Origin of the sequence: Nioella sp. MMSF_3534, assembly GCF_030732985.1 — a bacterium.
Classification (GTDB): Bacteria; Pseudomonadota; Alphaproteobacteria; order Rhodobacterales; family Rhodobacteraceae; genus Nioella.
The window spans coordinates 138,333-162,545 of the sequence record NZ_JASHJX010000003.1; the positions used below are offsets into that span (position 1 = coordinate 138,333).

Below are 24,213 nucleotides of genomic sequence, written 5' to 3' on the forward strand. Positions count from 1 at the left end.
CCCGGCGACCCATAGTCAGACACCCAGCTTCTAGTGGGTCGTTCTGGTCGCCAGACCAGCGGCGCGCGAAGCTGCCAAAACAAAGAGGCCTGGGCAATGTCGCTATCCGAGCAGTATATCGAGGTCGACGACCTCCATCCCATCGACATCGTGGAAACGCTGGCGACGCATCACGAATGGGATTTCGACCGCGTCGCCGATGACCAGATCGCCATGGCGATTGAGGGGCAATGGCGGACCTATTCCGTCACCCTGGCCTGGTCCGCCTATGACGAAACCCTGCGGATGATCTGCACGTTCGACATGGAGCCGCCCGAGGCCGCGCTTCCGGCGCTCTATGAGGTGCTGAACCTCGCCAATGACAAATGCTGGGCCGGTGCCTTCAGCTATTGGCGCGAGCAGCGGCTGATGGTCTATCGCTATGGCCTGGTCCTGGCGGGCGAGCAGATGGCCAGCCCCGACCAGATCGCCTGCATGGTGGAAACCGCCGTGCTGGCCGCCGAGCGGTTCTACCCGGCCTTCCAGCTGGCCTGCTGGACCGACAAGACCCCGGCCGAGGCGATGCAGGTCGCCATTGCAGAGAGCTACGGCCGCGCCTAACCTGCCCGGCAACTGAAGCGGGTGCCTGTCGGCGATCGGGCCGGGGGTGCCGCAATGCCGGGAGAGGACATGACTTTCGACGAGATCGCGCGCCGCGGGCTGGTGATGCTGGGCTGTGGCAAGATGGGGCAGGCGATGCTGGAGGGCTGGCTGGCGGGCGGGCTGCCGCCCGGTGCCGTCTGGGTTCTGGACCCGCACCCCTCGGACTGGGTGCGCGCACAGGGGCTGCATGTGAATGAGGGGCTGCCCGAGGATCCGGCCGTGGCCATCGTCGCCGTGAAGCCTCAGTTCATGGCCGAGGCGCTGCCGCAACTGCAGCCGCTTGGCGGCGGGGCGACGCTGATCGTCTCGGTCGCGGCGGGCACGCCCATTGCCTATTTCGAGACCGTTCTGGGGGCAGGAACGCGGGTGATCCGCGCCATGCCCAACACGCCCGCCGCCGTGGGCAAGGGGATCACCGCGATCATCGGCAATGCGGCGTCAGGCCCGGCGGATGCGGATATGGCCGAGGCGCTGCTGTCAGCCGTGGGGCAGGTGGTGCGCCTGACGGACGAGGACCAGATCGACGCGGTGACGGGTGTATCCGGGTCCGGCCCGGCCTATGTCTTCTACATGATCGACGCCCTGGCCGCCGCCGCGCGGGCCGAGGGGCTGCCGGAGGATATGGCGATGCAGCTGGCCAAGGCCACCGTCGCGGGCGCAGGGGCGCTGGCGGAGGCTGCGGCGGAAAGCCCGGAGCAATTGCGGGTCAACGTGACCAGCCCCAATGGCACCACGCAGGCGGGGTTGGAGGTGCTGATGGCCGAGGATGGGCTGATGCCACTGATGCGCGCCACCGTGGGCGCGGCGGCGGGCCGGTCGCGGGAGCTGAAGGGTCGCGGGAGCTGAAGGGATGAGTGACGAGATTTCCTTCGACGACTTCCTCAAGGTCGATATCCGCGTGGGCGAGGTCGTGCGGGCCGAGCCGTTCCCCGAGGCAAGGAAACCGGCGATCAAGCTGTGGGTGGATTTCGGCGGCGATCTGGGGGTCAGGAAAAGCTCGGCCCAGATCACCGCGCATTACGACCCGTCGGGGCTGGTGGGCAAGCAGGTGATGGCGGTGGTGAACTTCCCACCTCGCCAGATCGGGCCGGTCAGGTCGGAAATCCTGGTGCTCGGCCTGCCCGATGAGAACGGCGAGATCGTGCTGATCGGCCCCGACCGAAACGTGCCCAAGGGGGGGCGGATGCATTGAAACTGCTGATTTCCCGCCGCCTGCCGGAAAGCGTGATGGAGGCCGCCGGGGCGCGGTTCGACGTGACCTGCCGGGCCACGACGCAGCCGATGACCCATGCGGAATGCGTGGCCGCGCTGGCGGATTATGACGCGGTGCTGCCGACGCTTGGCGATGCCTTCCGGGCCGAGGCCTTCGCCGCCGTGCCCGAACCGCGCTGCGGGCTGCTGGCCAATTTCGGGGCCGGGTTCAACCATATCGACGTGGCGGCCGCGCGGGCCTCTGGCATCGAGGTCACGAACACGCCCGGCGCGGTGACGGGGGCGACCGCCGATATCGCCCTGACGCTTATTCTGATGACCGCGCGGAGGGCTGGCGAGGGCGAGCGGCTGGTGCGCGCGGGCGGCTGGACCGGCTGGCATCCGACGCAGCTTCTGGGGTTGCATGTTAGCGGCAAGACGGTCTGTATCATCGGCATGGGCCGGATCGGGCAGGCGATCGCGCGGCGCTGCCATTTCGGCTTCGGCTGCCGGGTCGTCTATGTGAACCGGTCGGTCAAAGCGGTGGATTTCCCCGCCGAGCAGATGGAGATGGCGGATGCGCTGGCCGTGGCCGATGTGGTCGTGGTGGCGACGCCGGGCGGGGCCGAGACGCATCACCTTGTGGGCGCCGATGTCTTTGCCGCGATGCAGCCTCATGCGATCTTCGTCAATATCGCGCGCGGGGATATCGTCGATGAGGCGGCGCTGATCGCGGCGCTTCAGGCGGGCCGGATCGCGGGGGCGGGGCTCGATGTCTACGAGTTCGAGCCGGAGGTGCCCGAGGCGCTGCGGGTGATGGAGAACGTGACGCTGCTGCCGCATCTGGGCACCTCGGCGCTGGAGCCGCGCGAGGATATGGGGCGCATGGCGCTCGACAATATCATCGCCTTCGCCGAGGGCCGCGCCCTGCCCAACCCGGTATGAGATGGGCGGCGCTGCTGGCGTTGGCGGCCCCGGCGCTGGCGGAAAACGCCGTGGTTCTGGAGGGCTATCAGTTCCGCCTGCTCTGGCCCGCGACGGGGGCGCTGTCGCCTGACCTGATCGCGGAACAGGCGGGGCAGGATCAACCGGGTGTCTTCTGTGGCGAAGCGGCGTTTGCGAACGGGGACAGCTGGCAGGATCTGGGTGCGCCCTTTCGCGGGCTGCTGCTGGTCGGGGTGCGCGGCGTGGGGGATCAGCCGAACCGCACGGGGGCGGCGCTGTTTACACTTGCCGAGGGCGACACGGTGACGGAGCTTTCCGTTCATGCCCATCCGGGCGAGCTGGTCTGGTATCCGGTCGGGTTCTACCCGGTTGAGGTCAGCCTGCATCGCCTGCGCGGCGGGCTGGACGGGGATCTGCAGCCGCTGCCCCGCGTTTTCAGCAGTTGCAATGAATAGGGACTGCCAATTGCCCGATTGAAACCTGTTCCATCGGGAGTTGCGTCAGTCTCTGGCTGGAAAGTCCCGGAATGTCGGGGTGGAGCAATCGGATGGGCGGCGCCGCCCGTTGGGGCGTGCGTAGCAGGATGGTCTGGCGAAGCTTCTGGCGCGTCTCGTCACCTGCACCCTTGTCGGGGTGGTCTGGGGGTCGGATCGGCGGACCGGGCCACGCAATGGGAATCGGTTAACCGGCGCTCAGCGTGACAGATCGGGGTTAAGATCAGGTGAAGGCGGGGGCGACGCGGTTTCGAAACCGCGTTTTGGCGCATCGCGGGAAGCGCCGGTCCCGGCCTCACAGGTTGCACGCTGTCCTGTCCGCTGGCGAAAAAGGGCCTTCGAAGGCCCTTCCACGCGGTTTCGAAACCGCGTCCCTACCGATCCCCGACCGCCTCGCGCCAGTGTCGACGGCACAAGGACACATAGCGGTCGTTGCCGCCCACCTCGATCTGCGCCCCTTCGCGCAGCGCCTTGCCGTCCTCGCCCACGCGGATCACCATCGTGGCCTTCTTGCCGCAATGGCAGATCGTGCGCACCTCGCGCATTTCATCGGCCAGCGCCAGCAGCGCCGCCGAGCCGGGGAAAAGCTCGCCCCTGAAATCCACCCGCAGCCCGTAGCACATGACCGGAACCCGCAGGTCATCCACCGCGCGCGCCAGCTGCCAGACCTGGTCCCGCGTCATCCACTGCGCCTCGTCGACCAGAACGCAGGCGCAGGGGCCGTCCGACAGTCGCGCCGCGATCTTGGCGTAGAGATCGTCGGATTGCGTGTAGGTGTCGGCCTCGGCGGAGATCCCGATTCGGCTGCCGATCTGGCCCATGCCCGCCCGGTCGTCGAAATTCGCCGTCAGCAGATAGGTCTGCATGCCGCGTTCGATATAGTTGTAGGACGCCTGAAGCAGCAGGGTCGATTTGCCTGCGTTCATGGTCGAGTAGTTGAAATAGAGCTTGGCCATGGGGAAGGATTTGCCCCAAGCCTGCGCCCTGCGCAAGGCCGGCGCGTCAGTCGCCCGACAGCTTGTCGAGATTGCCGAGGCATCGGGTCAGGAAGCCGGTGAACTGCGCCACCTCCTTTGGCGTGAACCCGTCCAGCAGCGCCTTCTGCCGGTTCAGCGCCTCGCTCAGAACCTGCCGGTGCAGCGCGATGCCAGCGTCGGTCAGCACCCATTCGCGTCCCAGACGGCCCTGGTCGGGATCGGCGGGGGCCACGAGGCCCTTGGTTTCCAGCCGTGCCAGCGCCCGGCTGACGGCGGCCTTGTCGATGCCGATTGTGCGGCTGGCATGGGCGGCGGTGCTGCGCGGCTCTCGTGCCAGCATGACCAGCATCCGCCAGTCCATCGCGCCGATGCCGAACCGATCCTGATAGGCGCGGGCGGCACTGCGGGTGAAGCGGTTGGCGGTGAAGTTCAGCAGCACCGTGGGGCTGCGCGAAAAGCTGAGCGTGGGCGTGGCGGGGCCGCCCGAGTCATCGGGGTGGATCAGGAACAGCTCGTCGGGCAGGTCGGTGGTCATGCCGGAAGGGTAGGGGAACTCTGTTGACATGACAACAGAGATGCGGCACCGTAGCCTGTGTTGACATGACAACACTGGAGGAGAGCCATGTCCGACGCCCCGGTTTTCGAGATCGACCCGCCCGCCTTCTGGGCCGATCCCTATCCCACGCTCAAACGCATGCGGGCCGAGGCGCCGATTGCCTATGTGCCGCAGCTCAATGCCAAGCTGATCACCCGGCGCGACGATATCTTCACCCAGGAAAAGCGGGTGGAGGTCTTTTCCTCGGACCAGCCCGAGGGGCTGATGACGGTGCTGATGGGCCAGAACATGATGCGCAAGGACGGGGCGGATCACGCGGCGGAGCGCAAGGCGGTGTTCCCCACGGTCTCGCCCAAAACGGTGCGCGATGTCTGGACCGCGCAGTTTCGCGCGCGAACGGGCGAGGTGCTGGACCGGATCGCGCCCATGGGCGCCTGCGATCTGGTCAAGGACTTCGCGCTGCCGGTGTCGGGCGAGGCGCTGAAGGCGATCACGGGGCTCACCAACATGAGCTACGCGGAAATGGACCGCGTCAGCCAGGGCATGATCGACGGCTGCGCGAATTACGCGGGCGACCCGGAGGTCGAGGCGCGGTGCCATGACTGCACGGCGTCGATTGACCGGCACATTGACGACCGGATGCCGGAGCTTCGCACAAGCCCGGACCACTCGCTTTTGTCGGTGCAGATGCAGGCGGGGCTGTCGGACGCGCAGATCCGGGCCAATGTGAAGCTGGCCATTTCCGGCGGCCAGAACGAGCCGCGCGATGCCATCGCGGGCACGGCCTGGGCGCTGCTGACCCATCCCGATCAACTGGCGATGGTGCAGAGCGGTCAGGCCACATGGATGCAGGCCTTCGAGGAATATGCCCGCTGGATCAGCCCCATCGGCATGTCACCGCGCCGGGTGGCAAGGCGCGATACGGTGAACGGCGTGACGTTCGAGCCCGAGGACCGCGTCTTCCTGATGTTCGGATCGGGCAACCGCGACGAGGCGGTATTCGCCCGGCCCGATCTCTACGACCTGACGCAGGATTGCAGCGCCTCCATCGCCTTCGGGGCGGGGCCGCATTTCTGTGCCGGGGCATGGGCCTCGAAGGCGCTGATCGGCGAGGTCGCCTTGCCGATGCTGTTCGACCGTCTCAGGGGCCTGCGCCTTGACCCGCCGGAGGCGAGCCGATTCGGTGGCTGGGCGTTCAGAGGGCCCCTGTCGATGCCGGTGTCCTGGGACGCGGCGGGCTGAGTTCGGCGGAAATTGGCCGAAGATCACTGTTGAACCTGCCGATCACCTTTGCGTGACCATCGGTCCTCTTGCTTGCCGGTCCATTCCCATGCTGTCCATTCTGACATTGAGAATAGTTGGGTTCAGGATTTTATGACGACACTTACGGGACGATGCCTGTGCGGCCAGGTGACCTGGTCTGCCACTGGGCAAATGCGATGGACTGCCTATTGCCATTGCGAGAGCTGCCGCCGGGCAGGGTCCGCGCCTTTCGTGGCACTGTTCGGGATGGCGGACGAGGGATTGACGTGGTCGGGACCGGTGGGCAGCTACGCGTCTTCCGAGGATGTGGAACGCGGTTTCTGCCGCTCCTGCGGTTCGCCGCTCTTTTACCGCAACCCGGTGCGCTGGCCGAATGAAACCCATATCCCTGCGGCAACGCTGGAGGATCCCTCGGTCTATGCTCCCAAGGCGCATGTCTATTATTCCGAACGGCTGCCCTGGATCGAGATGCGCGACGGGCTGCCCAAATACGACGGCACCGGCGATGACGGGACGCGGCCGTTGTCGGATGACGAGGCGCATGGGTAGCGGCGGTCTTTACCTTGGCGCTCGCCTGTCGCAGGCTGTCACTGGACAGCCGACAGGAGCGCCGACATGAGCATGACCGCCGATATCGCCCCCCATCCCAACATGTCCCACTGGCAGGAGAGGGTGGACCTTGCCGCCGCCTTCCGCTGGACGGAACGGCTGAACTTTCACGAGGCCGTGGCCAACCATTTCAGCCTTGCGGTGAACGAGGATGGCACGCGCTTCCTGATGAACCCCAACCAGATGCATTTCCGGCGCATCAAGGCCTCGGACCTGTTGCTGCTGGATGCCAATGACCCCGACACGCTGGAGATGCCCGGCGCGCCCGATCCGACGGCCTGGGGGCTGCATGGCGCGATCCACCGCCGTTGCCCGCACCACCGCTGCGCGATGCATGTGCATTCGATCCATGCCACCGTGCTGGCGAGCCTTGCGGACAGCACCCTGCCGCCGATCGACCAAAACACCGCGACCTTCTTCAACCGCTATGTGGTGGATGAACATTTCGGCGGGCTGGCCTTCGAGGACGAGGGCGAACGCTGTGCCGCCGCGCTGCAGGACCCGTCGAAGAAAGTCATGATCATGGGCAATCACGGCGTCATGGTTCTGGGCGACAGCGTCGCCGACACGTTCAACCGGCTCTATTATTTCGAGCGCGCGGCGGAAACCTATATCCGCGCGCTTCAGACCGGCCGCCCGCTGCGGGTGCTGTCCGACGAGATCGCGGAAAAGACCGCGCAGGAGATAGAGACCTATCCCGGTCAGGCAGAGCGGCACATGGCGGAGCTGAAGGCGATCCTTGACGAGGAAGGCTCGGACTACGCGAGCTGACCGGGGTGAACTGCCTCTTCCTGATGGTCGATGAAATGGCGTGGTGGGCCGTGGGGTCTGCGTCGGCGCTTGGCGCGAAGACGCCGAACATAGACGCGCTGGCCGCGCGGGGGATGGTCTTCGACGCGGCCTATACGCCGTCGCCCATCTGCGTTCCGGCGCGGGCGGCGATTGCGACGGGGCGGGACGTGCATGAGACCGGCCATTGGTCCTCGGCGGAGCCCTATGACGGCGCGCTGCCCTCATGGGGGCATCGGTTGCGCGAAGGCGGGGTGGAGGTCGTGTCCATCGGCAAGCTGCATTACCGGGATGAGGGCGACGACACCGGGTTCGAGCGGCAGATCCAGCCGCTGCATGTGCATGAGGGCAAGGGTTGGCTGCTTGGCCTCGTCCGTCGCCCGGTGCCGCCTTACGACGCCACGGCGGGGCTGGCGGAGGAATTGGGCGCGGGCTGGACCGGCTATACGCGCTATGACCTTGGGGTGACGGAGGCCGCCTGCGCATGGCTGGCGGAGCCGGAGCGCGTGACAAGGCCATGGGCGGCCTTCGTGTCGTATCTCAGCCCGCATTACCCGCTGATCGCGCCGGAGGAATTCCTGTCGCTTTATGATCCTTCGGATTATGCCTGTCCGGCGGAGCCTGTCCCCGACCACCCGATCCTGCGCGAGATCGCCGGGTTCTTCGCCCATGATCGGCATTTCACGGATGACAGGCGGGGGCTGGCCCATGCCGCCTATCGCGCGCTGTGCAGTTTCGTGGATGCCGAGGTGGGCAAGGTTCTGGCGGCGCTGGAGGCAGCCGGGCAGGCCGACGAGACGCTGGTGATCTTCACCTCGGACCATGGCGACATGATGGGGGAAAAGGGCTTCTGGACGAAATCCGTGATGTATGACAGCGCGACCCGCGTGCCGCTGATCGTTGCGGGGCCGGGGGTGATGCCGGGGCGGCGGGCCGATCCGGTCAGCCTGATCGACATCGCGCCGACGATTGCCGGGGCCATGGGGCAAAGCTGTGCGGGGTTCTCGGGCCGGTCCCTGCTGGCTGCGCCCGAACCGGGGCGCACGGTGCTGTCGGAATATCATGACGGGGGATGCTTGGTCGGCGTGACCATGCTGCGCTGGCAGGCCCCGGACGGAACCCAGTGGAAATACGTCCACTACGCCGAGGGCCATCCGCCGCAGCTTTTCGACCTGACCACCGATCCCGGCGAGACCACGGACCTTGCCACCGCGCGCCCCGATATCCGCGCCGAGGCGGAGGCGCGGTTGACGGCGATCATGGACCCCGAGGCCGTCAATGCCCGCGCCCATGCGGATCAGGCCCGGAAAATGGCCGAACAGGGCGGGCGGGCCACCATTCTGGGCATTCCGCAGTGGAACTTCACCAAGGTCGCGGACAGCTGACCCCGGCCCCACTTGGCGCGGCCGGTCAAACCGGGTAAGTCTGGCGCCCACAGGCAGGATGCGCATGAGGAACGGGGGGCAGCGACGCATGGCACATGTGGCGGAGGACCCTTGGGGCAACGCTCCTCTCAGGGGGGGGGGCATTGATGACGGGAAGCGCGGGTAGGTCCCCAGAATGAGTGAAACGCCCCTTCGTCTTTGCGCGGTCGCCACGTCCTCTCCGGGTGTCGATGTGGTGCGCGAGATCATGCGCCAGCCTGACAGCGGCATTGAACACCTTGTCACCTTTGGCGGCACGGATGCGGACTACAAGGCCTCCAGCCTGCTGCGGATGACCGATGCCAGGGGACGCCGGGGCCATGTCATGGCGGGCGACCGGTTCTGCGGGGCGGCGGCCAGCTTTACCCGCGCGCCCGGTTTCGACCGGATCCTGCACGAGGCGATGGACAGCCTGCAACGCGGTGCGGCGGGCCATGCCTATCGCAGTCACGATCTGAAACACCCTTCCGACTACGCGAATTACGTCGGCATCGTCGCGGACCGGCTGGCCGGCATTCTGCAATCGGAGCGGATCAACGCGGTGGTCTTCTTCGATATCCCGCACCTGTTCTACGATATCATGCTGTACCGGCTGGCGCGCCATCTGGGGATACGCACGCTGATCTTGCGGGTCGGCTATGACCCGGCGACCTTCTATTCCATGGATCGGATCGAGGATCTGGGCCGCCTGTCGCCAAAGGCGGACCCCGCGCCGCCCGTTGCGATCGAACCGGGTGCCGCGTCGGATCTATATTACATGAAGGGCATCTCGCAAGAGCAGGGGCCGCGCGGGCGCCTTTCGGGGCGGGCGCTTGGCCAGCTTGCCGCGCATGTCATGATGCAGGAGCCGTCGCTGCTGGTGCGGCCCCTGTCGCTGGCCCGGACGATCCGCCGGATGTGGCGTGTGGCACGGCGACTGCCGGACTGGCGCGATCCGTTCGCGCGGTTCTTCCACACCGATGCGCTGGACTATGCCGAAACGCTGGCCGAACTGGAGGAGGCCCCGGTCGATCTGGATCAGCGCTTTGTCTATTTCCCGCTTCAGATGCAGCCCGAAATGACGACCGCCATCCTTGGCGGGATCTACCGCGATCAGGCTCTGGCCATCGAGCAACTGGCGGCGATCCTGCCCGAGGATGTCCGCATCCTGGTCAAGGAAAACCCCAAGCAGAACGGCCAGTATCGCAGCCCGATGTTCTTTCACCGCCTGCGCCGGATTCCTTCGGTCCGCCTGCTGCCTTCGCATGCGAATACGCACAAGCTGACGGCCGCGTCGGAATGCGTCGCGACGATTTCCGGCACCGCCGCATGGGAGGCGGTAACCTCTGGCAAGCCCGCGCTGCTGTTCGGGGTCAGCTGGATGGCGGACATGCCGGGTGTGCACCGGTTCGACGAGCGGCTCGACTACGCCACCCTTACCGGCGGGAGTGTCGATCACGCGGCGCTGGAACAGGCCTTCGGTCAATTGGCTGCCGCCAGTCATGACGGGGCGGTCAGCCGTTGGGCCCTGCGGCATCTGCCCGAGATTGATCCGGACCAGAACCGACAGGCGATCGCCAGAACGCTGATTGCCCTGCTGAAGGGCGAGATTGCCACGACCTTCGTCTCGGACGCGGCGGGACGCGACGCGGGGTAGGCTGCGCCTTGCGGGAAGGGCCATCTGCATACGCGGGATGCGGTCCGGGCTTTGAGCCGGGCGCGCGCAGGTCGCGCCCGGACAGTCAGCCCCGCAGCCGGTGATGCAGCAGGATCGGCACGATCAGGTCTTCCTCATCGGTCAGGTGCCGGTGAAGAAAGCCGCCCAACTGCTCGGCCATGTCGCGCACCGGCCCGGCCTCTTCCGCCATCTGCGCGGGGTCGAGTGTGGCCAGTTGCACCACGCGGTTGGCCCCGCGCGTGAACCGGTCGAGCAGCGCGTCCAATTCCGCGTGATCGCTTTCCAGCATCTCCAGCCCGTCGGCAAAGCGCGGGTCGGCGGCCTGAAGCTCCGGGAAATAGCTGCGGTCCTCCCATGTGTGGTGCCCGTGCAGGTTGCGCACCAAGAGATTGCCGAAATGCGCCAGCCGCCCGGCGTATCGGTCGGTCTCCATCCCCTTGTCGAGGAAGGTCTCGCTATCCTCCTGCACGATTTCGCCAAGCTGGCGGAACATCTGGTGGGCGCCCATCCAGTTTCGGATGGAGCGGGCGAACGCGGGATGCGCCTGCCAGCTATCGCGTGGCAGGTCCCGCAGGAGGCTCCGCATCTCGGGCGGAAGGCCCTCCCGCATGGTGATGTGGTGGGTCATGCCAGCCCAGATGGGGGGCACACGGGAACGTGACAATCTGCGCCCGCGCACAGGGGCAGGGCCGGATTGCAGAGGTGGCGATTCCGTGTACTCTGAGCGAAAGGGAGATTTGACAATGACAATCAGTCCAGTTGCCGGAAGGCTCGCCACAACGGCCCTCGCCCTGTCGCTGACGGCCTCTGCCGCCATGGCGCAGATGCATGGGCACGGACACGGTGGCGGCCATGGCATGATGCATGGAAATGGTGGCGGGCATGGCGCTGGCCAGGGCATGATGCATCACGGTCAGGACGGCACCGGCCATGACGAGGTGAACATGCCCGGGCTTCAGGGCCTGAACGCCACACCGGGAGAGAGCGACGACCTGCGCATCATGTTCCACCATTTCGACACGCTCTATCGCGAGGTCGAGAACCTGCCCAACGGCATCCGCACCGTCACCGGCGCGACCGATCCTTACGTGATGGACGCACTGGTGCGCCACGTCACCCAGATGATTGGCCGGGTGGAGGCGGGGGATGATCCCCAGATCTTCATCCAGAGCCCCACGCTCGACATTTTCTTCGCCCGCTATGACGGTCTGGTGAATGATATCGAGGTGACGGAAGAGGGCATTATCGTCACCCAGACCTCCGACGATCCGGAGCTTGTCACGGCGCTGCAGACCCATGCTGCCGAGGTCAGCGACATGGCCGCGCGCGGTATGCAGGCGGTGCATGAGCGGATGATGCAGGGGGGGTAGGCGAGACCTCGCCTGACTCCGGACACCTGGCCCAATACACAGATTTCAGAGGACTTCCCGCGCAATTTGGCGGTCCGCCGTCCAATGCGGTCGGTGACGCCAAGCCCGCTGGCCTAGGTCAGCTCGACAACCTGTGGTAGATTGGCGCATCCCAAACCCGAGAGGTGCCCGAATTGCGTGTTTTCCTATGTCTGGTCTTCGCCCTTGCCATCGTTCCGGCCACGGTCCTTGCTCAGTCCAGAACTGCGATGATGATCATCGAGAACAATACCTCTGAGGATCTGGAGCTTCGGGTCACACGCTCTGGGTCGCAGATCGATCTGGTCGAGTATATTGCTCACGGCGAAATCGCTTTCATCGATGTGCCGGCAGGTGCTGTTTCCTTGTTCCTGGCGTATTCTTCAAACGGACAGGTCTACCTGTATAGCGACGACGCAGTCCTTTCGACAGGTCGTCGGTATGAGGTCGAATTCGACCGGAACTTTCTGGAGAATTTTCGCGTGTCAGAGGGCTATCAGATCGGGTCGGAAGACAGCGACGATACCCTCACTTCACCTGCCGGTGAATTCAGGGCTTACTGCGCCCACATCAACGTAAACAGTCCTGTTGCCTGGACATTCTTCAACCCAAACAACAACATGTCACGCGCAACCTTCTTCGAAGGACTCGGAGGCGTTTACTGTTCTGAGGCCGGTGACTTGGTGCTTGAGCGACGGGGAAGCCAGATGGAAGCCTACCGATGCGAAGACTATGGATCGTGCAGCCGGGACAACAGTTGGGACGGCACGCTGCAGGCAACGGGCGGGGATGAAACGGTCATCCAGGGCCGCCGGTATGACAGGGATTATTACGACTATGTTTGGTCTCAGGGCAGCTATAGCCCGTGGCGGGCTGTGCATATCCACTAGGACGGGTGCCCCGAGGCCCGCGACGCCACGCGGAGGGCGGCGTCGCGGAGTGATTTTCGGATCGGATCGCCGTCAGTTCTTGGCCTTGTCGACCATCTTGCCGGCGGAGATCCACGGCATCATGGCGCGCAGCTTTTCACCGACCTCTTCGATCTGGTGGGCGTCGTTCATACGGCGGGTGCCTTTGAAGAACGGCTGGCCCACCTGGTTCTCCGCCATGAAGTCGCGCACGAATTTGCCGGTCTGGATGTCGTGCAGGATGGCCTTCATCTCTTTCTTGGTCTGCTCATAGGGCAGGACGCGCGGGCCGGAGACATATTCGCCATACTCGGCGGTGTTCGAGATCGAGTAGTTCATGTTGGCGATGCCGCCTTCGTAGATCAGGTCCACGATCAGCTTCACTTCGTGCAGGCACTCGAAATAGGCCATTTCGGGGGCGTAGCCTGCTTCCACCAGGGTCTCGAAGCCCATGCGGATCAGCTCAACCAGACCGCCACACAGAACCGCCTGCTCGCCGAAGAGGTCGGTTTCGCATTCTTCGCGGAAGTTGGTCTCGATGATGCCCGAGCGGCCGCCGCCGATGGCGGAGCAGTAGGACAGACCGATTTCCAGCGCCTTGCCGGAGGCGTCGTTGTTCACGGCCACCAGGCAGGGCACGCCGCCGCCCTTGGTGTATTCGCCGCGCACGGTGTGGCCGGGGCCTTTCGGGGCCATCATGATCACGTCGACGCCGGGCTTGGGCTCAATGAGGCCGAAATGCACGTTCAGGCCGTGGGCGAAGGCAATCGCCGCGCCGTCACGCAGGTTGTCGTGGACGTATTTCTTGTAGGTTTCTGCCTGCAGTTCATCGGGCATGGTGAACATGATCAGGTCGCACCAGGCGGCGGCTTCCGCGATGCCCATGACCTGCAGGCCTTCGCCTTCGGCCTTGGCGGCGGAGGCAGAGCCTTCGCGCAGGGCGACGACGACATTCTTGGCGCCGGAGTCGCGCAGGTTCAGCGCGTGGGCGTGGCCCTGGGAGCCATAGCCCAGGATGGCCACTTTCATGTCCTTGATCAGGTTGATGTCGCAATCGCGGTCGTAGTAAACGCGCATCAGATCTTTCCTCCGTTGGATTAAACTCTGGCGCCTTGTGTATCTGCCCTTCCGGGCGGGCGCGAGGTTCGGCTTGGAACAAATCGCGCGTTCTGATAGAAAGTTATTCAGAAGCTAGCTAAAAAGTATCCAAATCATGCTGGATGACACTGACAGACGTATCCTGCGTCACCTTCAGACCGACCCCGCGATGGCCGTGGCCGATCTGGCCGAGGCCGCCCGCATCGCGCCCGCCACCTGCTACAAGCGGCTCGACCGGTTGCGCGAAGACGGCGTGCTGCGTGCCACCCGCGCGGTGATCGACTGGCGCGCGCTTGGCTTTTCCGTCGAGGTCAGCCTGCGCATCACGCTCGACAAGACCCAGAGCCGCGCCTTTGACGAGGTGATGGCGGCGGCACGCGAGATCCCGGAAGTGGTGGAGATCCAGACCTTCCTGGGCCGCGTCGACCTGCGCCTGTCGGTGCTGGCCCGCGACATGGCCCATTACCAAGAGGTCTATCGCGACCGCATCCTGGCGCTGCCGCATATCACCGATATCGAGGCGCTGATGCAGGTGGCAACGCTGAAAGACGTGAAGACATTGCCGATATGAGCGATTGGGACGAGGTGGATTTCGCCATTCTTCGGGCGTTGCAGGAGGAGGCGGGCCAAAGCTCTGCCACGCTGGCGCGGCGGTTGGGGCTGAGCCAGCCCGCGGTGTGGCGACGGGTCAAGCGGCTGGAAGAGGCAGGGGTGATCGCGGGCCGGGCGCTTGACCTCGACATCGCGCGGCTCGGCTTCGGGGTGACGGTGTTCCTGGGCGTGAAACTGGCAACGAAGGGGCGGGTGTCTCTGGATGATTTCGAGCGGGCGGTAAGCGCGATCCCCGAGGTGCAGCAGGTCAGCCATGTGCTGGGGCTTTATGATTACCGGCTGCGGGTGGTGGCCCGCGATATCGCCGATTTCGAGAGGGTTTTGCGGCGGCGGATCATGACCCTGCCCGGCGTGGGCAATGTGGAGGCCAATGTGCTGCTGAGCGAGGAGCGCCGGCCGGGGCCCTTGATGGCGGGGTGACGCTCGGCCCGCCCTTCGGGACGGACCATCGCCCCACCCGCCATCCCGTGTGGCGCCCTTGCCGTGAAACCGGCGCTGGCGTTTTTCGTCGGATCGTGAGTATTTGAACCAAGAAGAAATTCATGCCGCGAAAGGGAGGCTTTCATGTCCGCATTGCTTGAGACCGTCGATCCTGATGGGTTGCTGGAGTTTTCGGTGGTCTTCACAGACCGGTCGCTCAACCACATGTCGAAGCAGTTTTGCGAGGTCATGCGCGATATCGATGCGGGGCTGAAGCAGGTCTACAATGCCGATGCGACGGCCCTGGTGCCGGGAGGCGGCACCTATGGGATGGAGGCCGTGGCGCGGCAGTTCGCGACCGGACAGAAGGTGCTGGTTGTCAGGAATGGCTGGTTCTCGTTCCGCTGGTCGCAGATTGTCGATGCGGGGCAGATCGCGGCGGACACCGTGGTGATGAAGGCCCGCCAGACCGGGAATGAGGCGACAGCGCCCTTTGCGCCGGCCCCGATCGACGAGGTCGTGGCGCGGATCCAGGCTGAGAAGCCTGCCGTGGTGTTTGCCCCGCATGTGGAGACCTCCTCAGGCATCATTCTGCCCGACGGCTATGTGTCGGCGCTGGCGGAGGCGGCCCATGAGGTGGGGGCGCTGATGGTGCTGGACTGCATCGCCTCGGGCTGTGCCTGGGTCGACATGAAGGCCACTGGCGTGGATGTCCTGATCTCGGCCCCGCAGAAGGGCTGGTCTTCGACCCCCTGCGCGGGGCTGGTGATGCTGTCGGAGCGGGCGCTGACGCGGATGGAGGAAACCGAAAGCAGCAGCTTTGCCGTCGATCTGAAGAAGTGGCGGTCGATCATGGCGGCCTATGAGGGTGGCGGTCATGCCTATCACGCGACCATGCCCACGGATGGGCTGAAAGCCTTCCGCGATACCATGGTCGAGACGCTGGATTATGGCACCGAGCGCCTGCGCGATGCGCAATGGGAACTGGGGACCAAGGTGCGCGCTCTGCTTGCTGCGCGCGGCATCCGCTCGGTTGCGGCGGAGGGGTTCGGCGCGCCGGGGGTGGTGGTGAGCTATACCGACGATCCGGGCATTCAGAACGGGTCCAAGTTCAGTGCCCAGGGGGTGCAGATCGCGGCGGGCGTGCCGTTGCAGGTGGACGAGCCGCAAGGGTTTTCCACCTTCCGGCTGGGGTTGTTCGGGCTCGACAAGCTCTATGACGTGGATGCGACCGTGGCCCGGTTGGAAAACGCGCTCGACAGCGCCATGGGCTGAACTGTCCTTTTCCGGCCGGTTCCGTATGACGGCGGGTGCTATTCTGCCGCGTCGCGGGGCAGGTCGAGGCGGGAACGGGGCCGGGCGTCCGGGTCCGTGTCCATGACCCGGTGCAGCTTTTCCATGATCGTGGACAGCATCGCCTGTTCCTCGGGCGACAGGGCGTGCAGCAGGCGGCGTTCATAGGCCCGCGCCGGGGGCAGGATGCGGGCCAGAAGGCCCTGTCCTTCTTCGGTCAAGGAGATCGAAAGCAGGCGCTGATCCGTGGCGCTGCCGGTCTTGGCGACGAGTCCTGCCTCGGTCAGGCGGCTGACGGCGCGGCTGACGCGCGGCTTGTCGAGGTTCACGCAGTCGTGGATCTCGCGCACCGAGACCTCTCGGCAGCGCGCCAGGTGCACCATCACCCGCCATTCCGCCATGCTGATCCCCGCCTCGGCCCCGTAGATCAGCGACAGGCGGCGGCTGATACGCTCGGACAGGACCGCGATTCGGTAGGGCAGGAATTCTGCCAGCATGAAGTCTCCGCTCGCCATCCGTCCGATTTTCCCCGATAATTCGTTGCAGTTGCAACGGCGTTGACATTTGTTGCATTTGCAACGATACCAGAGCCAAGGACCGGCGGGAAGGGCCAAGGGGCCGCACCGCCAACGCGCGAGACACGGGGAGACACAGGATATGGCCAAGGCCTTCGCGTCCCAGGGGGACATGTCGGAAAAGAAGATTTCCTTCACGGAAGTGGGCGAGGGGCTGTGGGCCTTCACCGCCGAGGGCGACCCGAATTCGGGCGTCATCATCGGCGATGAGTCGGTGATGATCGTCGAGGCGCAGGCGACGCCGCGTCTGGCGAACAAGGTCATAGACTGCGTGCGCGGCGTGACCGACAAGCCGATCAGCCATCTGGTGCTGACCCATTACCACGCGGTGCGGGTGCTGGGGGCCTCGGCCTATGGCGCGGGGCAGATCATCATGTCGGACACGGCCCGGTCGATGGTCGTCGAGCGCGGGCAGGAGGACTGGGACAGCGAGTTCCAGCGTTTTCCGCGCCTCTTCGAAGGGCATGAGAGCATTCCGGGCCTGACATGGCCCACGACGACGTTCTCCGACGCGATGACCGTCTACCTGGGCAATCGCCGGGTCGATATCATGCATCTGGGGCGTGCCCATACGGCGGGCGATGCGGTGATCCATGTGCCCGATCAGAACGTCATGTTTACTGGCGATATCGTGGAATACCACTCCGCCTGCTATTGCGGCGACGGGCATTTCGGCGACTGGGGCAATACGCTCGACAATATCAAGTGGTTCGACGTGGACGCGATTGCACCGGGGCGGGGCGATGCGCTGGTCGGGAAAGAGATGGTGAATGCCGCCATCGAAAACACCCGCGATTTCGTGGGGTCGACCTATCGCCCGGCGGCCCGTGTCGCGGCACGCGGTGGCAGCTTGAAAGAGGCCTGGGACGCAGTGCGTGCCGAATGCGACCCCAAGTTCGGCGACTATGCGATCTATGAACACTGCCTGCCCTTCAACGTCGCCCGCGCCTATGACGAGGCCCGCGGCATCGACACGCCGCGCATCTGGACGGCGCAGCGCGATATCGAGATGTGGGAGGCCCTGCAGGGGTAAGCGGCGATGCGCGATCCGTTCCTGACCATGGCGCTGAACAATGCCTGGGCGAATGCGACGCTCTACGGGGCGATTGCGGGGCTGTCGGCGGCGGATTTCGCGGCAGAGCGCCCGGGGTTCTTTCCGTCGCTCAAGGCCACGCTCAACCACATCTACGAGGTCGATCTCTACTATGTGGATGCGCTGGAGGCGGGCGGGCTTGGCCGGTCGGTCTATGACCGCGACGAGATCGCGTCGGTGGCGGAACTGGCCAAGGCGCAGGCTGATGTGGACATGCGGCTGGCGCGGTTCTGTCAGGGTCTGACACCCGAAAGGCTGGACGAGGACCGCGTTACCGAACGCCGTGACGGCAGGGTGACGGAGAAGGTCGGCGCGCTACTGCTGCACCTGTTCCAGCACCAGATCCACCACAGGGGGCAGGCGCATACGATGGTGGCGGATGCCGGGATCGCGCCGCCGCAGCTTGACGATTTTCACCTGGACTATGGCCGCGTGCCAAGCGCGCAGGCCTATTGGAATTGATCCTCGGGGAGGAGGAGCCGATGAACCAGATCAGCGACAAGAAGATTTTCGAGGTGCCGCTCTATGCCTATGAACGGTCCCCCGATCAGGACGCGCCCGCGCCCGTGCGCCACAAGGTGGTGGTGATCGGCGCAGGCCCCATCGGGCTTGGGGCCGCCATCGACCTTGCGCAGCAGGGGGTGGAGGTCGTCGTTCTGGACGACAATGACAAGGTCAGCTTCGGCAGCCGCGCGGTGTGCTATGCCAAGCGCCCGCTGGAAATCCTCGACCGGCTGGGATGCGGGCACGAGATGGTTGCGAAGGGAGTCGAGTGGAACCTCGGCAAGGTCTTCTTCGACGAGCGGCAGGTTTACGATTTCAACCTGCTGCCCGAGGGTGGCCACGAATTTCCGGCCTTCATCAACCTGCAACAGTATTACTTCGAAGAATACATGGTGAACCGGGTCCGCGCGATGCAGGCCGAGGGCGCGCCCATTGAAATCCGGGGGCTGAACAAGGTGCTCTCGGTCAAGGACAAGGGCGACCATGTCAGCCTGATCGTGGACACGCCAGACGGCGACTACACGGTAGAGGCCGACTGGCTGATCGCCTGCGACGGGGCGGCCTCGCCCACGCGGGCGATGATGGGGCTCGATTTCGTGGGCCGGGTCTTCGAGGACAATTTTCTGATCGCCGATGTGATCATGGAGGCCGATTTCCCGACCGAGCGTTGGTTCTGGTTCGACCCGCCCTTCAACCGTGGGCAATCGGCGCTTTTGCACAAACAGCCCGACGGGGTCTGGCGGATCGACCTGCAACTGGGCTGGGACATCGACAAGGAGGAAGAAAAGAAGCCGGAGAACGTCATTCCGCGCCTCAAGGCGATGCTTGGGGAGGACGTGAAATTCGAGCTGGAATGGGTCTCGATCTACACCTTCCAGTGCCGCCGGATGGAGAAGTTCCGCCATGGCCGGGTGATCTTTGCTGGGGACGCCGCGCATCAGGTTTCACCTTTCGGGGCGCGCGGAGCCAATTCCGGGCTTCAGGATACGGACAATCTGGGCTGGAAGCTGAAGCTGGTGATGGAGGGCACCGCGCCCGAAAGCCTGCTGGACAGCTATGATGTCGAGCGGGTGCATGGCGCGGACGAGAATATCCTGAATTCCTCGCGTTCTACCGATTTCATCACGCCGAAGTCGGAGATGAGCCGGGTGCTGCGCGATGCGGTGCTGGACCTGTCCGAACATTATGCCTTCGCCCGGCCCTTGGTGAATTCCGGCCGCCTCAGCGTGCCCTGCACCTATGATGGCTCGCCCTTGAATACGCCTGACGCGCTGCCGGGTGGCCCGGCACGCTCGCGCCCCGGCAGCCCTTGCGCGGATGCACCTCTTGGGGACGGCTACCTGCTGCCTCAACTTGGGGACCGCTTTACGTTGCTGACCTTCGGGGCGGACGCGCCCGAAAGCCTAGAGATCGACGGCGTGACCGTGACCCGTCTGGCACTGGAGGCAAGCCCCGAGATCGCCGCGCGCTATCTTGGCGAGGCGGCAAGTGCCGTATACCTGATCCGCCCCGACCAGCACGTTGCCGCACGCTGGCCCGCCTATGACGCCGCCGCCGTGGAAACCGCGCTGAAACGCGCCATCGGCAAGGAGTGAGCCCCATGTCCGACCTGATCCTGACCCCCAATATTCCTGGCGCGGATGATTTTTATGCCGAGCTTCTGGCCAGCCATGAGGGCCTGAGCAAAGCCGAAAGCGATGCACTGAACGCAAGGCTGGTGCTGGTGCTGGCCAACCATATCGGCGACCGGGCCGTCCTGAGTGACGCCCTGAAAGCCGCCGCCCTGTCCAAGGAGGACGCCGCATGAAGATCGAACAGATTCACCACGTCGCCTATCGCTGCAAGGACGCGAAGGAGACCGTCGAGTGGTACAACAAGATGCTGAAGATGGATTTCGTGCTGGCGATTGCCGAGGACCACGTGCCCTCGACCCACGAGCCCGACCCGTACATGCATATCTTCATGGATGCGGGGAACGGCAACGTTCTGGCCTTCTTCGAGCTGCCGACGAAGCCCGAAATGGGCCGCGATCCCAACACGCCCGTCTGGGTGCAGCATATCGCCTTCAAGGTGAAGGACCGCGATGAACTCATTGCCTTCAAGGAACATCTGGAGGCCAATGGTGTCGAGGTTCTGGGCGTCACCGACCATTCCATCTTCCATTCCATCTATTTCTTCGATCCCAACGGCCACCGGATCGAACTGGCCTGCCCGGACCCAGAGGAAGAAGCGCTGCTGAAACGCATGGATGAGGTAAAATGGGATATGCTGGAGGAATGGTCTCGGACCAAGAAAGCCCCGCAGCATGCCGCCTGGCTCCATGCCAAGGAGCTGAACAAGGCCTGAATTTCAGGACCGGGGCAGGGGGGAGAGGACCTACCCCGGTTCTTACGCAGAAGGAAACGCGCGATGACCACCCATGATCTGCCCAAGGGCATGGTGACGGCGGCGACCCGTCCCAATGAACTGCAATACATGCCGGGTTTCGGCAATGATTTCGAAACCGAGGCGCTGCCCGGCGCCCTGCCTCAGGGCATGAACAGCCCACAGAAATGTAATTACGGGCTTTATGGCGAGCAGCTGTCGGGCACGGCCTTCACCGCGCCGTCGCACCAGAACGAACGGACCTGGTGCTATCGCATCCGGCCCTCGGTCAAGCATTCGGGGCGCTACAGCAAGATCGACCTGCCCTACTGGAAATCCGCCCCGCATGTGGACCCGGACGTGATCTCGCTCGGCCAGTACCGGTGGGATCCGGTGCCCCATTCTGACGCGGGGCTGACCTGGCTCACGGGCATGCGGACGATGACCACGGCGGGGGACGTGAACACACAGGTGGGCATGGCGAGCCATATCTACCTGGTGACAGAGTCCATGCAGGATGCCTATTTCTACTCCGCCGACAGTGAATTGCTGGTGGTCCCGCAGGAAGGGCGGCTGCGATTCTGCACGGAGCTCGGTGTGATCGACCTGGAGCCGAAAGAGATCGCCATCCTGCCGCGCGGGCTGGTCTATCGGGTGGAGGTTTTGGAAGGCCCCTGCCGGGGCTTCGTCTGCGAAAACTATGGCCAGAAATTCGACCTGCCGGGGCGCGGGCCCATTGGGGCCAACTGCATGGCCAACCGGCGCGATTTCAAGACGCCGGTCGCGGCGTTTGAGGACCGCGAGGTGCCCTCGACCCTGATGATCAAATGGTGCGGGCAGTTCCACGAAACCAGGATCGGGCACAGCCCGCTCGATGTGGTGGCATGGCATGGCAATTACGCGCCGGTGAAGTATGACCTGACCACCTATTGCCCGGTCGGTGCGATCCTGTTCGATCACCCGGACCCGTCGATCTTCACCGTGCTGACCGCGCCCTCGGGCGTGGAGGGGACGGCGAATATCGACTTCGTGCTGTTTCGCGAACGCTGGATGGTGGCCGAGGACACGTTCCGCCCGCCCTGGTACCACAAGAACGTCATGTCGGAGCTGATGGGCAATATCTACGGCCAGTATGACGCCAAACCGCAGGGCTTTGTCCCCGGCGGGATGTCTCTGCACAACATGATGCTGCCGCACGGGCCGGACAAAAGCGCCTTCGAAGGCGCTTCCAACGCCGCGCTGAAACCCGAGAAGCTGGACAACACCATGAGCTTCATGTTCGAAACGCGCTTCCCGCAGCATCTGACGGCCTTCGCGGCCAAGGAAGCCCCCCTGCAGGACGACTATATCGACTGTTGGGAGAGCCTGGAAAAGAAGTTCGACGGCACGCAGGGGGTGAAGTAGGGTGACCAAGAATTTTCGAAAATTCTTGGGAACTTTCTTCGAAGAAAGTTTCGCGGAGACGAGATGAAGCTCTACACCTATTGGCGGTCCAGCTGTTCCTACCGGGTGCGCATCGCGCTTGGCCTGAAGGGGCTGGCGTGGGAGAGTATCCCTGTCCACCTGGTGAAAGGGGAACAGCGCGATCCCTCCTACCTGGCGCATAACCCGTCCGGTTTCGTTCCTACGCTGGTGTTGGAGGATGGGACAGAACTTGTGCAGTCGCTGGCCATTCTGGACTACCTGGAGGCGGCCTGGCCCGATCCGCCGCTATTGCCCGCCGACCCGCTGGCCCGTGCCCGCGTGCTGGCTGCGGCCCATGTCATTTCCATGGACACGCAGCCGGTCACCAATGTGGGCGTTGTGGGGCATCTCAAAGCCGCCTATGGAGCCGATCAGCAGGGCGGCATCGACTGGATGGTGCATTTCATGGAGCGCAGCTTTGCGGCCTTTGAGACGCTGATCGGCGCCGATGGCCGTTTCTGCTTCGGCAACGCGCCGACCTGGGCCGATATCTGCCTGATCCCGCAGCTCTACAACGCTCACCGGTGGGGCGTGGGCCTGTCCCGCTTCCCCCGCCTGCTTGACATCGAGCGCGCCGCGCTGGCCCTTCCGGCCTTCGACGCGGCGCGCCCGGAAACCCAACCCGACGCCGAATGAGGACCGCATGACCGGATTACGCCAAAGCTGGGTCGACAGCGCCAATGACCCCGAGACCGATTTCCCTCTCAACAACCTGCCCTATGGCGTGTTTTCGCCCAAGGGCGGTGATGCACGCTGCGGAGTTGCGATTGGCGAGATGATCCTTGACGTGGCGGGCCTGGAAGCGGCGGGAATCCTGACGGCGGGTGATCCGCCGGTCTTTTCGGACCCTTCGTGGAATGCCTTCATGGGGCTGGGGCCGGAAGGATGGGCCGGGTTCCGGGGCGCACTTATGGCCCTGCTGGCGCAGGGATCGACCCTGCGCCAGCGGGTGGAGCCTTTCCTGCATCCGATGGACGAGGCGCGGATGCACATGCCCTTCGCGGTGTCGGAATACACCGATTTCTACGCGGGCAAACATCACGCGATGAATGTGGGCACCATGTTCCGCGGACAGGAAAACGCGCTGCCGCCCAACTGGCTGCACATCCCCATCGGCTATAACGGGCGGGCCTCGTCCGTCGTGGTCTCGGGCACCGATATCCGCCGTCCCTGGGGGCAGTTGAAGGGCCTCGATATGGAGGCGCCGGTCTTCGCCCCCTGCAAGCGCTTCGATCTGGAACTGGAGATGGGGGCGATCGTGGGCGTTCCCTCTGACGGGCCGGTCACGGTGCAGGAGGCCGATGACATGATCTTTGGCTATGTGCTGCTGAACGACTGGTCGGCGCGCGATATCCAGGCCTGGGAATACCAGCCGCTCGGGCCGTTTCAGGCCAAGGCGACGGCCACCTCCATTTCCCCGTGGATCGTCACCAAGGCCGCGCTGGAGCCGTTCCGGGCCTCGACCCCCGAGCGCGAAAAAGAGCTGCTGCCGCATCTGCGGGAACCGGGGCCGATGCTCTATGATATCGACCTGATGGTAACCTTGGCCCCCGCGCAGCAGGCCCCGAGCGTGATCGCGGAAACCAATTACCGGCAGATGTACTATTCCGCCGCGCAGCAATTGGCCCACCACACGACCTCCGGCTGCCCGATGCGGGTTGGGGATCTGCTTGGATCGGGAACGATCTCGGGGCCGGAGAAGGCGGAACGCGGGTCGCTTCTGGAACTGAGCTGGGGCGGCAAGGAGCCACTGACGCTGGATAGCGGCGAAGAGCGGTGCTTTCTGGAGGATGGCGATACGCTGACCTTGCTGGGGGCGGCGAAGGGCGAGGGATATCGCATCGGCTTCGGGGCCTGCGCGGGCACCGTCCTGCCCGCGTTGACAGACCCCTACGACCGGTAGCACAGCAGTTTCGCCCTGCCTTTGGCAGGTCGACCCGTGGCGGG

The 24,213-nt window shown here is 64.8% G+C and carries 28 protein-coding genes; 23 read left to right on the forward strand and 5 right to left on the reverse strand.

What is annotated here, in order from left to right; translation table 11 throughout:
* The first annotated feature begins 96 nt into the window (after positions 1-96).
* From RBB16_RS02355 to RBB16_RS02375, 5 genes are all read left to right on the forward strand, one after another.
* Complete coding sequence (locus RBB16_RS02355; RefSeq protein ID WP_071688579.1) at positions 97-600, forward strand: YbjN domain-containing protein; 504 nt, start codon at positions 97-99, stop codon at positions 598-600.
* Positions 601-669: 69 nt separating this feature from the next.
* Positions 670-1,488 (forward strand): pyrroline-5-carboxylate reductase, encoded by an 819-nt coding sequence (gene proC, locus RBB16_RS02360; RefSeq protein ID WP_306044607.1) that lies wholly within the window; start codon positions 670-672, stop codon positions 1,486-1,488.
* A gap of 4 nt (positions 1,489-1,492) precedes the next feature.
* Entirely contained in the window at positions 1,493-1,834 is a 342-nt protein-coding gene (locus tag RBB16_RS02365; protein WP_306044608.1) for a tRNA-binding protein, read from the forward strand.
* Positions 1,831-2,778, forward strand: a complete 948-nt coding sequence (locus tag RBB16_RS02370) for a D-glycerate dehydrogenase (RefSeq protein WP_306044609.1) — start codon at positions 1,831-1,833, stop codon at positions 2,776-2,778. The genes RBB16_RS02365 and RBB16_RS02370 overlap by 4 nt, the downstream gene beginning before the upstream one ends.
* Entirely contained in the window at positions 2,775-3,233 is a 459-nt protein-coding gene (locus RBB16_RS02375) for a hypothetical protein (protein WP_306044610.1), read from the forward strand. Before RBB16_RS02370 ends, RBB16_RS02375 begins: the two co-directional genes overlap by 4 nt.
* 413 nt (positions 3,234-3,646) lie before the next feature.
* Here RBB16_RS02375 and RBB16_RS02380 read toward each other — a convergent pair whose 3' ends face one another.
* Together RBB16_RS02380 and RBB16_RS02385 are read right to left on the reverse strand one after the other, a co-directional pair.
* Entirely contained in the window at positions 3,647-4,228 is a 582-nt protein-coding gene (locus RBB16_RS02380; RefSeq protein ID WP_306044611.1) for a thymidine kinase, read from the reverse strand.
* Positions 4,229-4,274: 46 nt separating this feature from the next.
* Positions 4,275-4,814: a MarR family winged helix-turn-helix transcriptional regulator gene (locus tag RBB16_RS02385; RefSeq protein ID WP_306044612.1), complete on the reverse strand. Its 540-nt coding sequence runs from the start codon at positions 4,812-4,814 to the stop codon at positions 4,275-4,277.
* Positions 4,815-4,871: 57 nt separating this feature from the next.
* Between RBB16_RS02385 and RBB16_RS02390 the strand changes: the two genes are divergently transcribed.
* The 5 genes from RBB16_RS02390 to RBB16_RS02410 all read left to right on the forward strand — a co-directional run bounded on the left by RBB16_RS02390 (position 4,872) and on the right by RBB16_RS02410 (position 10,526).
* Complete coding sequence (locus tag RBB16_RS02390) at positions 4,872-6,047, forward strand: cytochrome P450 (protein ID WP_306044613.1); 1,176 nt, start codon at positions 4,872-4,874, stop codon at positions 6,045-6,047.
* A gap of 192 nt (positions 6,048-6,239) precedes the next feature.
* The gene (locus tag RBB16_RS02395; protein ID WP_306044614.1) at positions 6,240-6,617 is read left to right on the forward strand and encodes a GFA family protein; all 378 of its coding nucleotides are present in this window, start codon (positions 6,240-6,242) and stop codon (positions 6,615-6,617) included.
* 72 nt (positions 6,618-6,689) lie between these two features.
* Positions 6,690-7,448 (forward strand): class II aldolase and adducin N-terminal domain-containing protein, encoded by a 759-nt coding sequence (locus RBB16_RS02400; protein WP_371931205.1) that lies wholly within the window; start codon positions 6,690-6,692, stop codon positions 7,446-7,448.
* Positions 7,449-7,453: 5 nt separating this feature from the next.
* Positions 7,454-8,851: a sulfatase-like hydrolase/transferase gene (locus tag RBB16_RS02405; protein ID WP_306044616.1), complete on the forward strand. Its 1,398-nt coding sequence runs from the start codon at positions 7,454-7,456 to the stop codon at positions 8,849-8,851.
* A 175-nt stretch (positions 8,852-9,026) separates the two neighbouring features.
* A complete protein-coding gene (locus tag RBB16_RS02410; protein ID WP_306044617.1) occupies positions 9,027-10,526 on the forward strand; it encodes a hypothetical protein in 1,500 nt (499 codons plus the stop codon).
* 85 nt (positions 10,527-10,611) lie between these two features.
* On the opposite strand, the gene RBB16_RS02415 is transcribed toward RBB16_RS02410, so the two are convergent.
* A complete protein-coding gene (locus tag RBB16_RS02415; protein WP_306044618.1) occupies positions 10,612-11,175 on the reverse strand; it encodes a hemerythrin domain-containing protein in 564 nt (187 codons plus the stop codon).
* Between the two features lie 115 nt (positions 11,176-11,290).
* Between RBB16_RS02415 and RBB16_RS02420 the strand changes: the two genes are divergently transcribed.
* Complete coding sequence (locus RBB16_RS02420) at positions 11,291-11,917, forward strand: hypothetical protein (RefSeq protein WP_306044619.1); 627 nt, start codon at positions 11,291-11,293, stop codon at positions 11,915-11,917.
* Positions 11,918-12,168: 251 nt separating this feature from the next.
* Positions 12,169-12,825, forward strand: a complete 657-nt coding sequence (locus tag RBB16_RS02425) for a hypothetical protein (protein WP_306044620.1) — start codon at positions 12,169-12,171, stop codon at positions 12,823-12,825.
* A 72-nt stretch (positions 12,826-12,897) separates the two neighbouring features.
* Here the strand turns inward: RBB16_RS02425 and ilvC are convergent, their stop codons facing one another.
* Complete coding sequence (gene ilvC / locus RBB16_RS02430) at positions 12,898-13,920, reverse strand: ketol-acid reductoisomerase (RefSeq protein ID WP_306044621.1); 1,023 nt, start codon at positions 13,918-13,920, stop codon at positions 12,898-12,900.
* Positions 13,921-14,056: 136 nt separating this feature from the next.
* Here ilvC and RBB16_RS02435 point away from each other — a divergent pair, with 136 nt between their 5' ends.
* From RBB16_RS02435 to RBB16_RS02445, 3 genes are all read left to right on the forward strand, one after another.
* Positions 14,057-14,512 (forward strand): Lrp/AsnC family transcriptional regulator, encoded by a 456-nt coding sequence (locus RBB16_RS02435; RefSeq protein WP_306044622.1) that lies wholly within the window; start codon positions 14,057-14,059, stop codon positions 14,510-14,512.
* Positions 14,509-14,973 carry an Lrp/AsnC family transcriptional regulator gene (locus RBB16_RS02440; protein ID WP_306044623.1) on the forward strand — a complete coding sequence of 155 codons (465 nt, stop codon included), beginning with the start codon at positions 14,509-14,511 and terminating at the stop codon, positions 14,971-14,973. The genes RBB16_RS02435 and RBB16_RS02440 overlap by 4 nt, the downstream gene beginning before the upstream one ends.
* Before the next feature lie 144 nt (positions 14,974-15,117).
* Positions 15,118-16,248 carry an aminotransferase class V-fold PLP-dependent enzyme gene (locus tag RBB16_RS02445; protein ID WP_306044624.1) on the forward strand — a complete coding sequence of 377 codons (1,131 nt, stop codon included), beginning with the start codon at positions 15,118-15,120 and terminating at the stop codon, positions 16,246-16,248.
* Between the two features lie 38 nt (positions 16,249-16,286).
* Here the strand turns inward: RBB16_RS02445 and RBB16_RS02450 are convergent, their stop codons facing one another.
* A complete protein-coding gene (locus RBB16_RS02450) occupies positions 16,287-16,763 on the reverse strand; it encodes a MarR family winged helix-turn-helix transcriptional regulator (RefSeq protein WP_306044625.1) in 477 nt (158 codons plus the stop codon).
* A gap of 160 nt (positions 16,764-16,923) precedes the next feature.
* Here RBB16_RS02450 and RBB16_RS02455 point away from each other — a divergent pair, with 160 nt between their 5' ends.
* The 8 genes from RBB16_RS02455 (at position 16,924) to fahA (ending at position 24,169) form a co-directional block, all read left to right on the forward strand.
* The gene (locus RBB16_RS02455) at positions 16,924-17,874 is read left to right on the forward strand and encodes an MBL fold metallo-hydrolase (protein WP_306044626.1); all 951 of its coding nucleotides are present in this window, start codon (positions 16,924-16,926) and stop codon (positions 17,872-17,874) included.
* A gap of 6 nt (positions 17,875-17,880) precedes the next feature.
* Entirely contained in the window at positions 17,881-18,396 is a 516-nt protein-coding gene (locus RBB16_RS02460) for a DinB family protein (RefSeq protein ID WP_306044627.1), read from the forward strand.
* Between the two features lie 20 nt (positions 18,397-18,416).
* Positions 18,417-20,033 (forward strand): FAD-dependent oxidoreductase, encoded by a 1,617-nt coding sequence (locus RBB16_RS02465; RefSeq protein WP_306044628.1) that lies wholly within the window; start codon positions 18,417-18,419, stop codon positions 20,031-20,033.
* Between the two features lie 5 nt (positions 20,034-20,038).
* Positions 20,039-20,245: a DUF2783 domain-containing protein gene (locus tag RBB16_RS02470; RefSeq protein WP_306044629.1), complete on the forward strand. Its 207-nt coding sequence runs from the start codon at positions 20,039-20,041 to the stop codon at positions 20,243-20,245.
* Positions 20,242-20,784 carry a VOC family protein gene (locus tag RBB16_RS02475; protein WP_127557634.1) on the forward strand — a complete coding sequence of 181 codons (543 nt, stop codon included), beginning with the start codon at positions 20,242-20,244 and terminating at the stop codon, positions 20,782-20,784. The genes RBB16_RS02470 and RBB16_RS02475 overlap by 4 nt, the downstream gene beginning before the upstream one ends.
* Positions 20,785-20,847: 63 nt before the next feature.
* Positions 20,848-22,206 (forward strand): homogentisate 1,2-dioxygenase, encoded by a 1,359-nt coding sequence (gene hmgA, locus RBB16_RS02480; protein WP_371931203.1) that lies wholly within the window; start codon positions 20,848-20,850, stop codon positions 22,204-22,206.
* A gap of 63 nt (positions 22,207-22,269) precedes the next feature.
* A complete protein-coding gene (gene maiA, locus RBB16_RS02485) occupies positions 22,270-22,902 on the forward strand; it encodes a maleylacetoacetate isomerase (protein ID WP_306044630.1) in 633 nt (210 codons plus the stop codon).
* 7 nt (positions 22,903-22,909) lie between these two features.
* A complete protein-coding gene (fahA, locus tag RBB16_RS02490; RefSeq protein WP_306044631.1) occupies positions 22,910-24,169 on the forward strand; it encodes a fumarylacetoacetase in 1,260 nt (419 codons plus the stop codon).
* Positions 24,170-24,213 lie beyond the last annotated feature (44 nt).

What these genes read in the sequence shown, in the direction of transcription:
- RBB16_RS02355 (WP_071688579.1), top strand. Translation starts at nt 97, where the DNA reads ATGTCGCTATCCGAGCAGTATATCGAGGTCGACGACCTCCATCCCATC.
- proC (WP_306044607.1), top strand. Translation starts at nt 670, where the DNA reads ATGACTTTCGACGAGATCGCGCGCCGCGGGCTGGTGATGCTGGGCTGT.
- RBB16_RS02365 (WP_306044608.1), top strand. Translation starts at nt 1,493, where the DNA reads ATGAGTGACGAGATTTCCTTCGACGACTTCCTCAAGGTCGATATCCGC.
- RBB16_RS02375 (WP_306044610.1), top strand. Translation starts at nt 2,775, where the DNA reads ATGAGATGGGCGGCGCTGCTGGCGTTGGCGGCCCCGGCGCTGGCGGAA.
- RBB16_RS02380 (WP_306044611.1), bottom strand. Translation starts at nt 4,228, where the DNA reads ATGGCCAAGCTCTATTTCAACTACTCGACCATGAACGCAGGCAAATCG.
- RBB16_RS02385 (WP_306044612.1), bottom strand. Translation starts at nt 4,814, where the DNA reads ATGTCAACAGAGTTCCCCTACCCTTCCGGCATGACCACCGACCTGCCC.
- RBB16_RS02390 (WP_306044613.1), top strand. Translation starts at nt 4,872, where the DNA reads ATGTCCGACGCCCCGGTTTTCGAGATCGACCCGCCCGCCTTCTGGGCC.
- RBB16_RS02395 (WP_306044614.1), top strand. Translation starts at nt 6,240, where the DNA reads ATGCGATGGACTGCCTATTGCCATTGCGAGAGCTGCCGCCGGGCAGGG.
- RBB16_RS02400 (WP_371931205.1), top strand. Translation starts at nt 6,690, where the DNA reads ATGACCGCCGATATCGCCCCCCATCCCAACATGTCCCACTGGCAGGAG.
- RBB16_RS02410 (WP_306044617.1), top strand. Translation starts at nt 9,027, where the DNA reads ATGAGTGAAACGCCCCTTCGTCTTTGCGCGGTCGCCACGTCCTCTCCG.
- RBB16_RS02415 (WP_306044618.1), bottom strand. Translation starts at nt 11,175, where the DNA reads ATGACCCACCACATCACCATGCGGGAGGGCCTTCCGCCCGAGATGCGG.
- RBB16_RS02420 (WP_306044619.1), top strand. Translation starts at nt 11,291, where the DNA reads ATGACAATCAGTCCAGTTGCCGGAAGGCTCGCCACAACGGCCCTCGCC.
- RBB16_RS02425 (WP_306044620.1), top strand. Translation starts at nt 12,169, where the DNA reads ATGATCATCGAGAACAATACCTCTGAGGATCTGGAGCTTCGGGTCACA.
- ilvC (WP_306044621.1), bottom strand. Translation starts at nt 13,920, where the DNA reads ATGCGCGTTTACTACGACCGCGATTGCGACATCAACCTGATCAAGGAC.
- RBB16_RS02435 (WP_306044622.1), top strand. Translation starts at nt 14,057, where the DNA reads ATGCTGGATGACACTGACAGACGTATCCTGCGTCACCTTCAGACCGAC.
- RBB16_RS02440 (WP_306044623.1), top strand. Translation starts at nt 14,509, where the DNA reads ATGAGCGATTGGGACGAGGTGGATTTCGCCATTCTTCGGGCGTTGCAG.
- RBB16_RS02445 (WP_306044624.1), top strand. Translation starts at nt 15,118, where the DNA reads ATGTCCGCATTGCTTGAGACCGTCGATCCTGATGGGTTGCTGGAGTTT.
- RBB16_RS02450 (WP_306044625.1), bottom strand. Translation starts at nt 16,763, where the DNA reads ATGCTGGCAGAATTCCTGCCCTACCGAATCGCGGTCCTGTCCGAGCGT.
- RBB16_RS02455 (WP_306044626.1), top strand. Translation starts at nt 16,924, where the DNA reads ATGGCCAAGGCCTTCGCGTCCCAGGGGGACATGTCGGAAAAGAAGATT.
- RBB16_RS02460 (WP_306044627.1), top strand. Translation starts at nt 17,881, where the DNA reads ATGCGCGATCCGTTCCTGACCATGGCGCTGAACAATGCCTGGGCGAAT.
- RBB16_RS02465 (WP_306044628.1), top strand. Translation starts at nt 18,417, where the DNA reads ATGAACCAGATCAGCGACAAGAAGATTTTCGAGGTGCCGCTCTATGCC.
- RBB16_RS02470 (WP_306044629.1), top strand. Translation starts at nt 20,039, where the DNA reads ATGTCCGACCTGATCCTGACCCCCAATATTCCTGGCGCGGATGATTTT.
- RBB16_RS02475 (WP_127557634.1), top strand. Translation starts at nt 20,242, where the DNA reads ATGAAGATCGAACAGATTCACCACGTCGCCTATCGCTGCAAGGACGCG.
- hmgA (WP_371931203.1), top strand. Translation starts at nt 20,848, where the DNA reads ATGACCACCCATGATCTGCCCAAGGGCATGGTGACGGCGGCGACCCGT.
- maiA (WP_306044630.1), top strand. Translation starts at nt 22,270, where the DNA reads ATGAAGCTCTACACCTATTGGCGGTCCAGCTGTTCCTACCGGGTGCGC.
- fahA (WP_306044631.1), top strand. Translation starts at nt 22,910, where the DNA reads ATGACCGGATTACGCCAAAGCTGGGTCGACAGCGCCAATGACCCCGAG.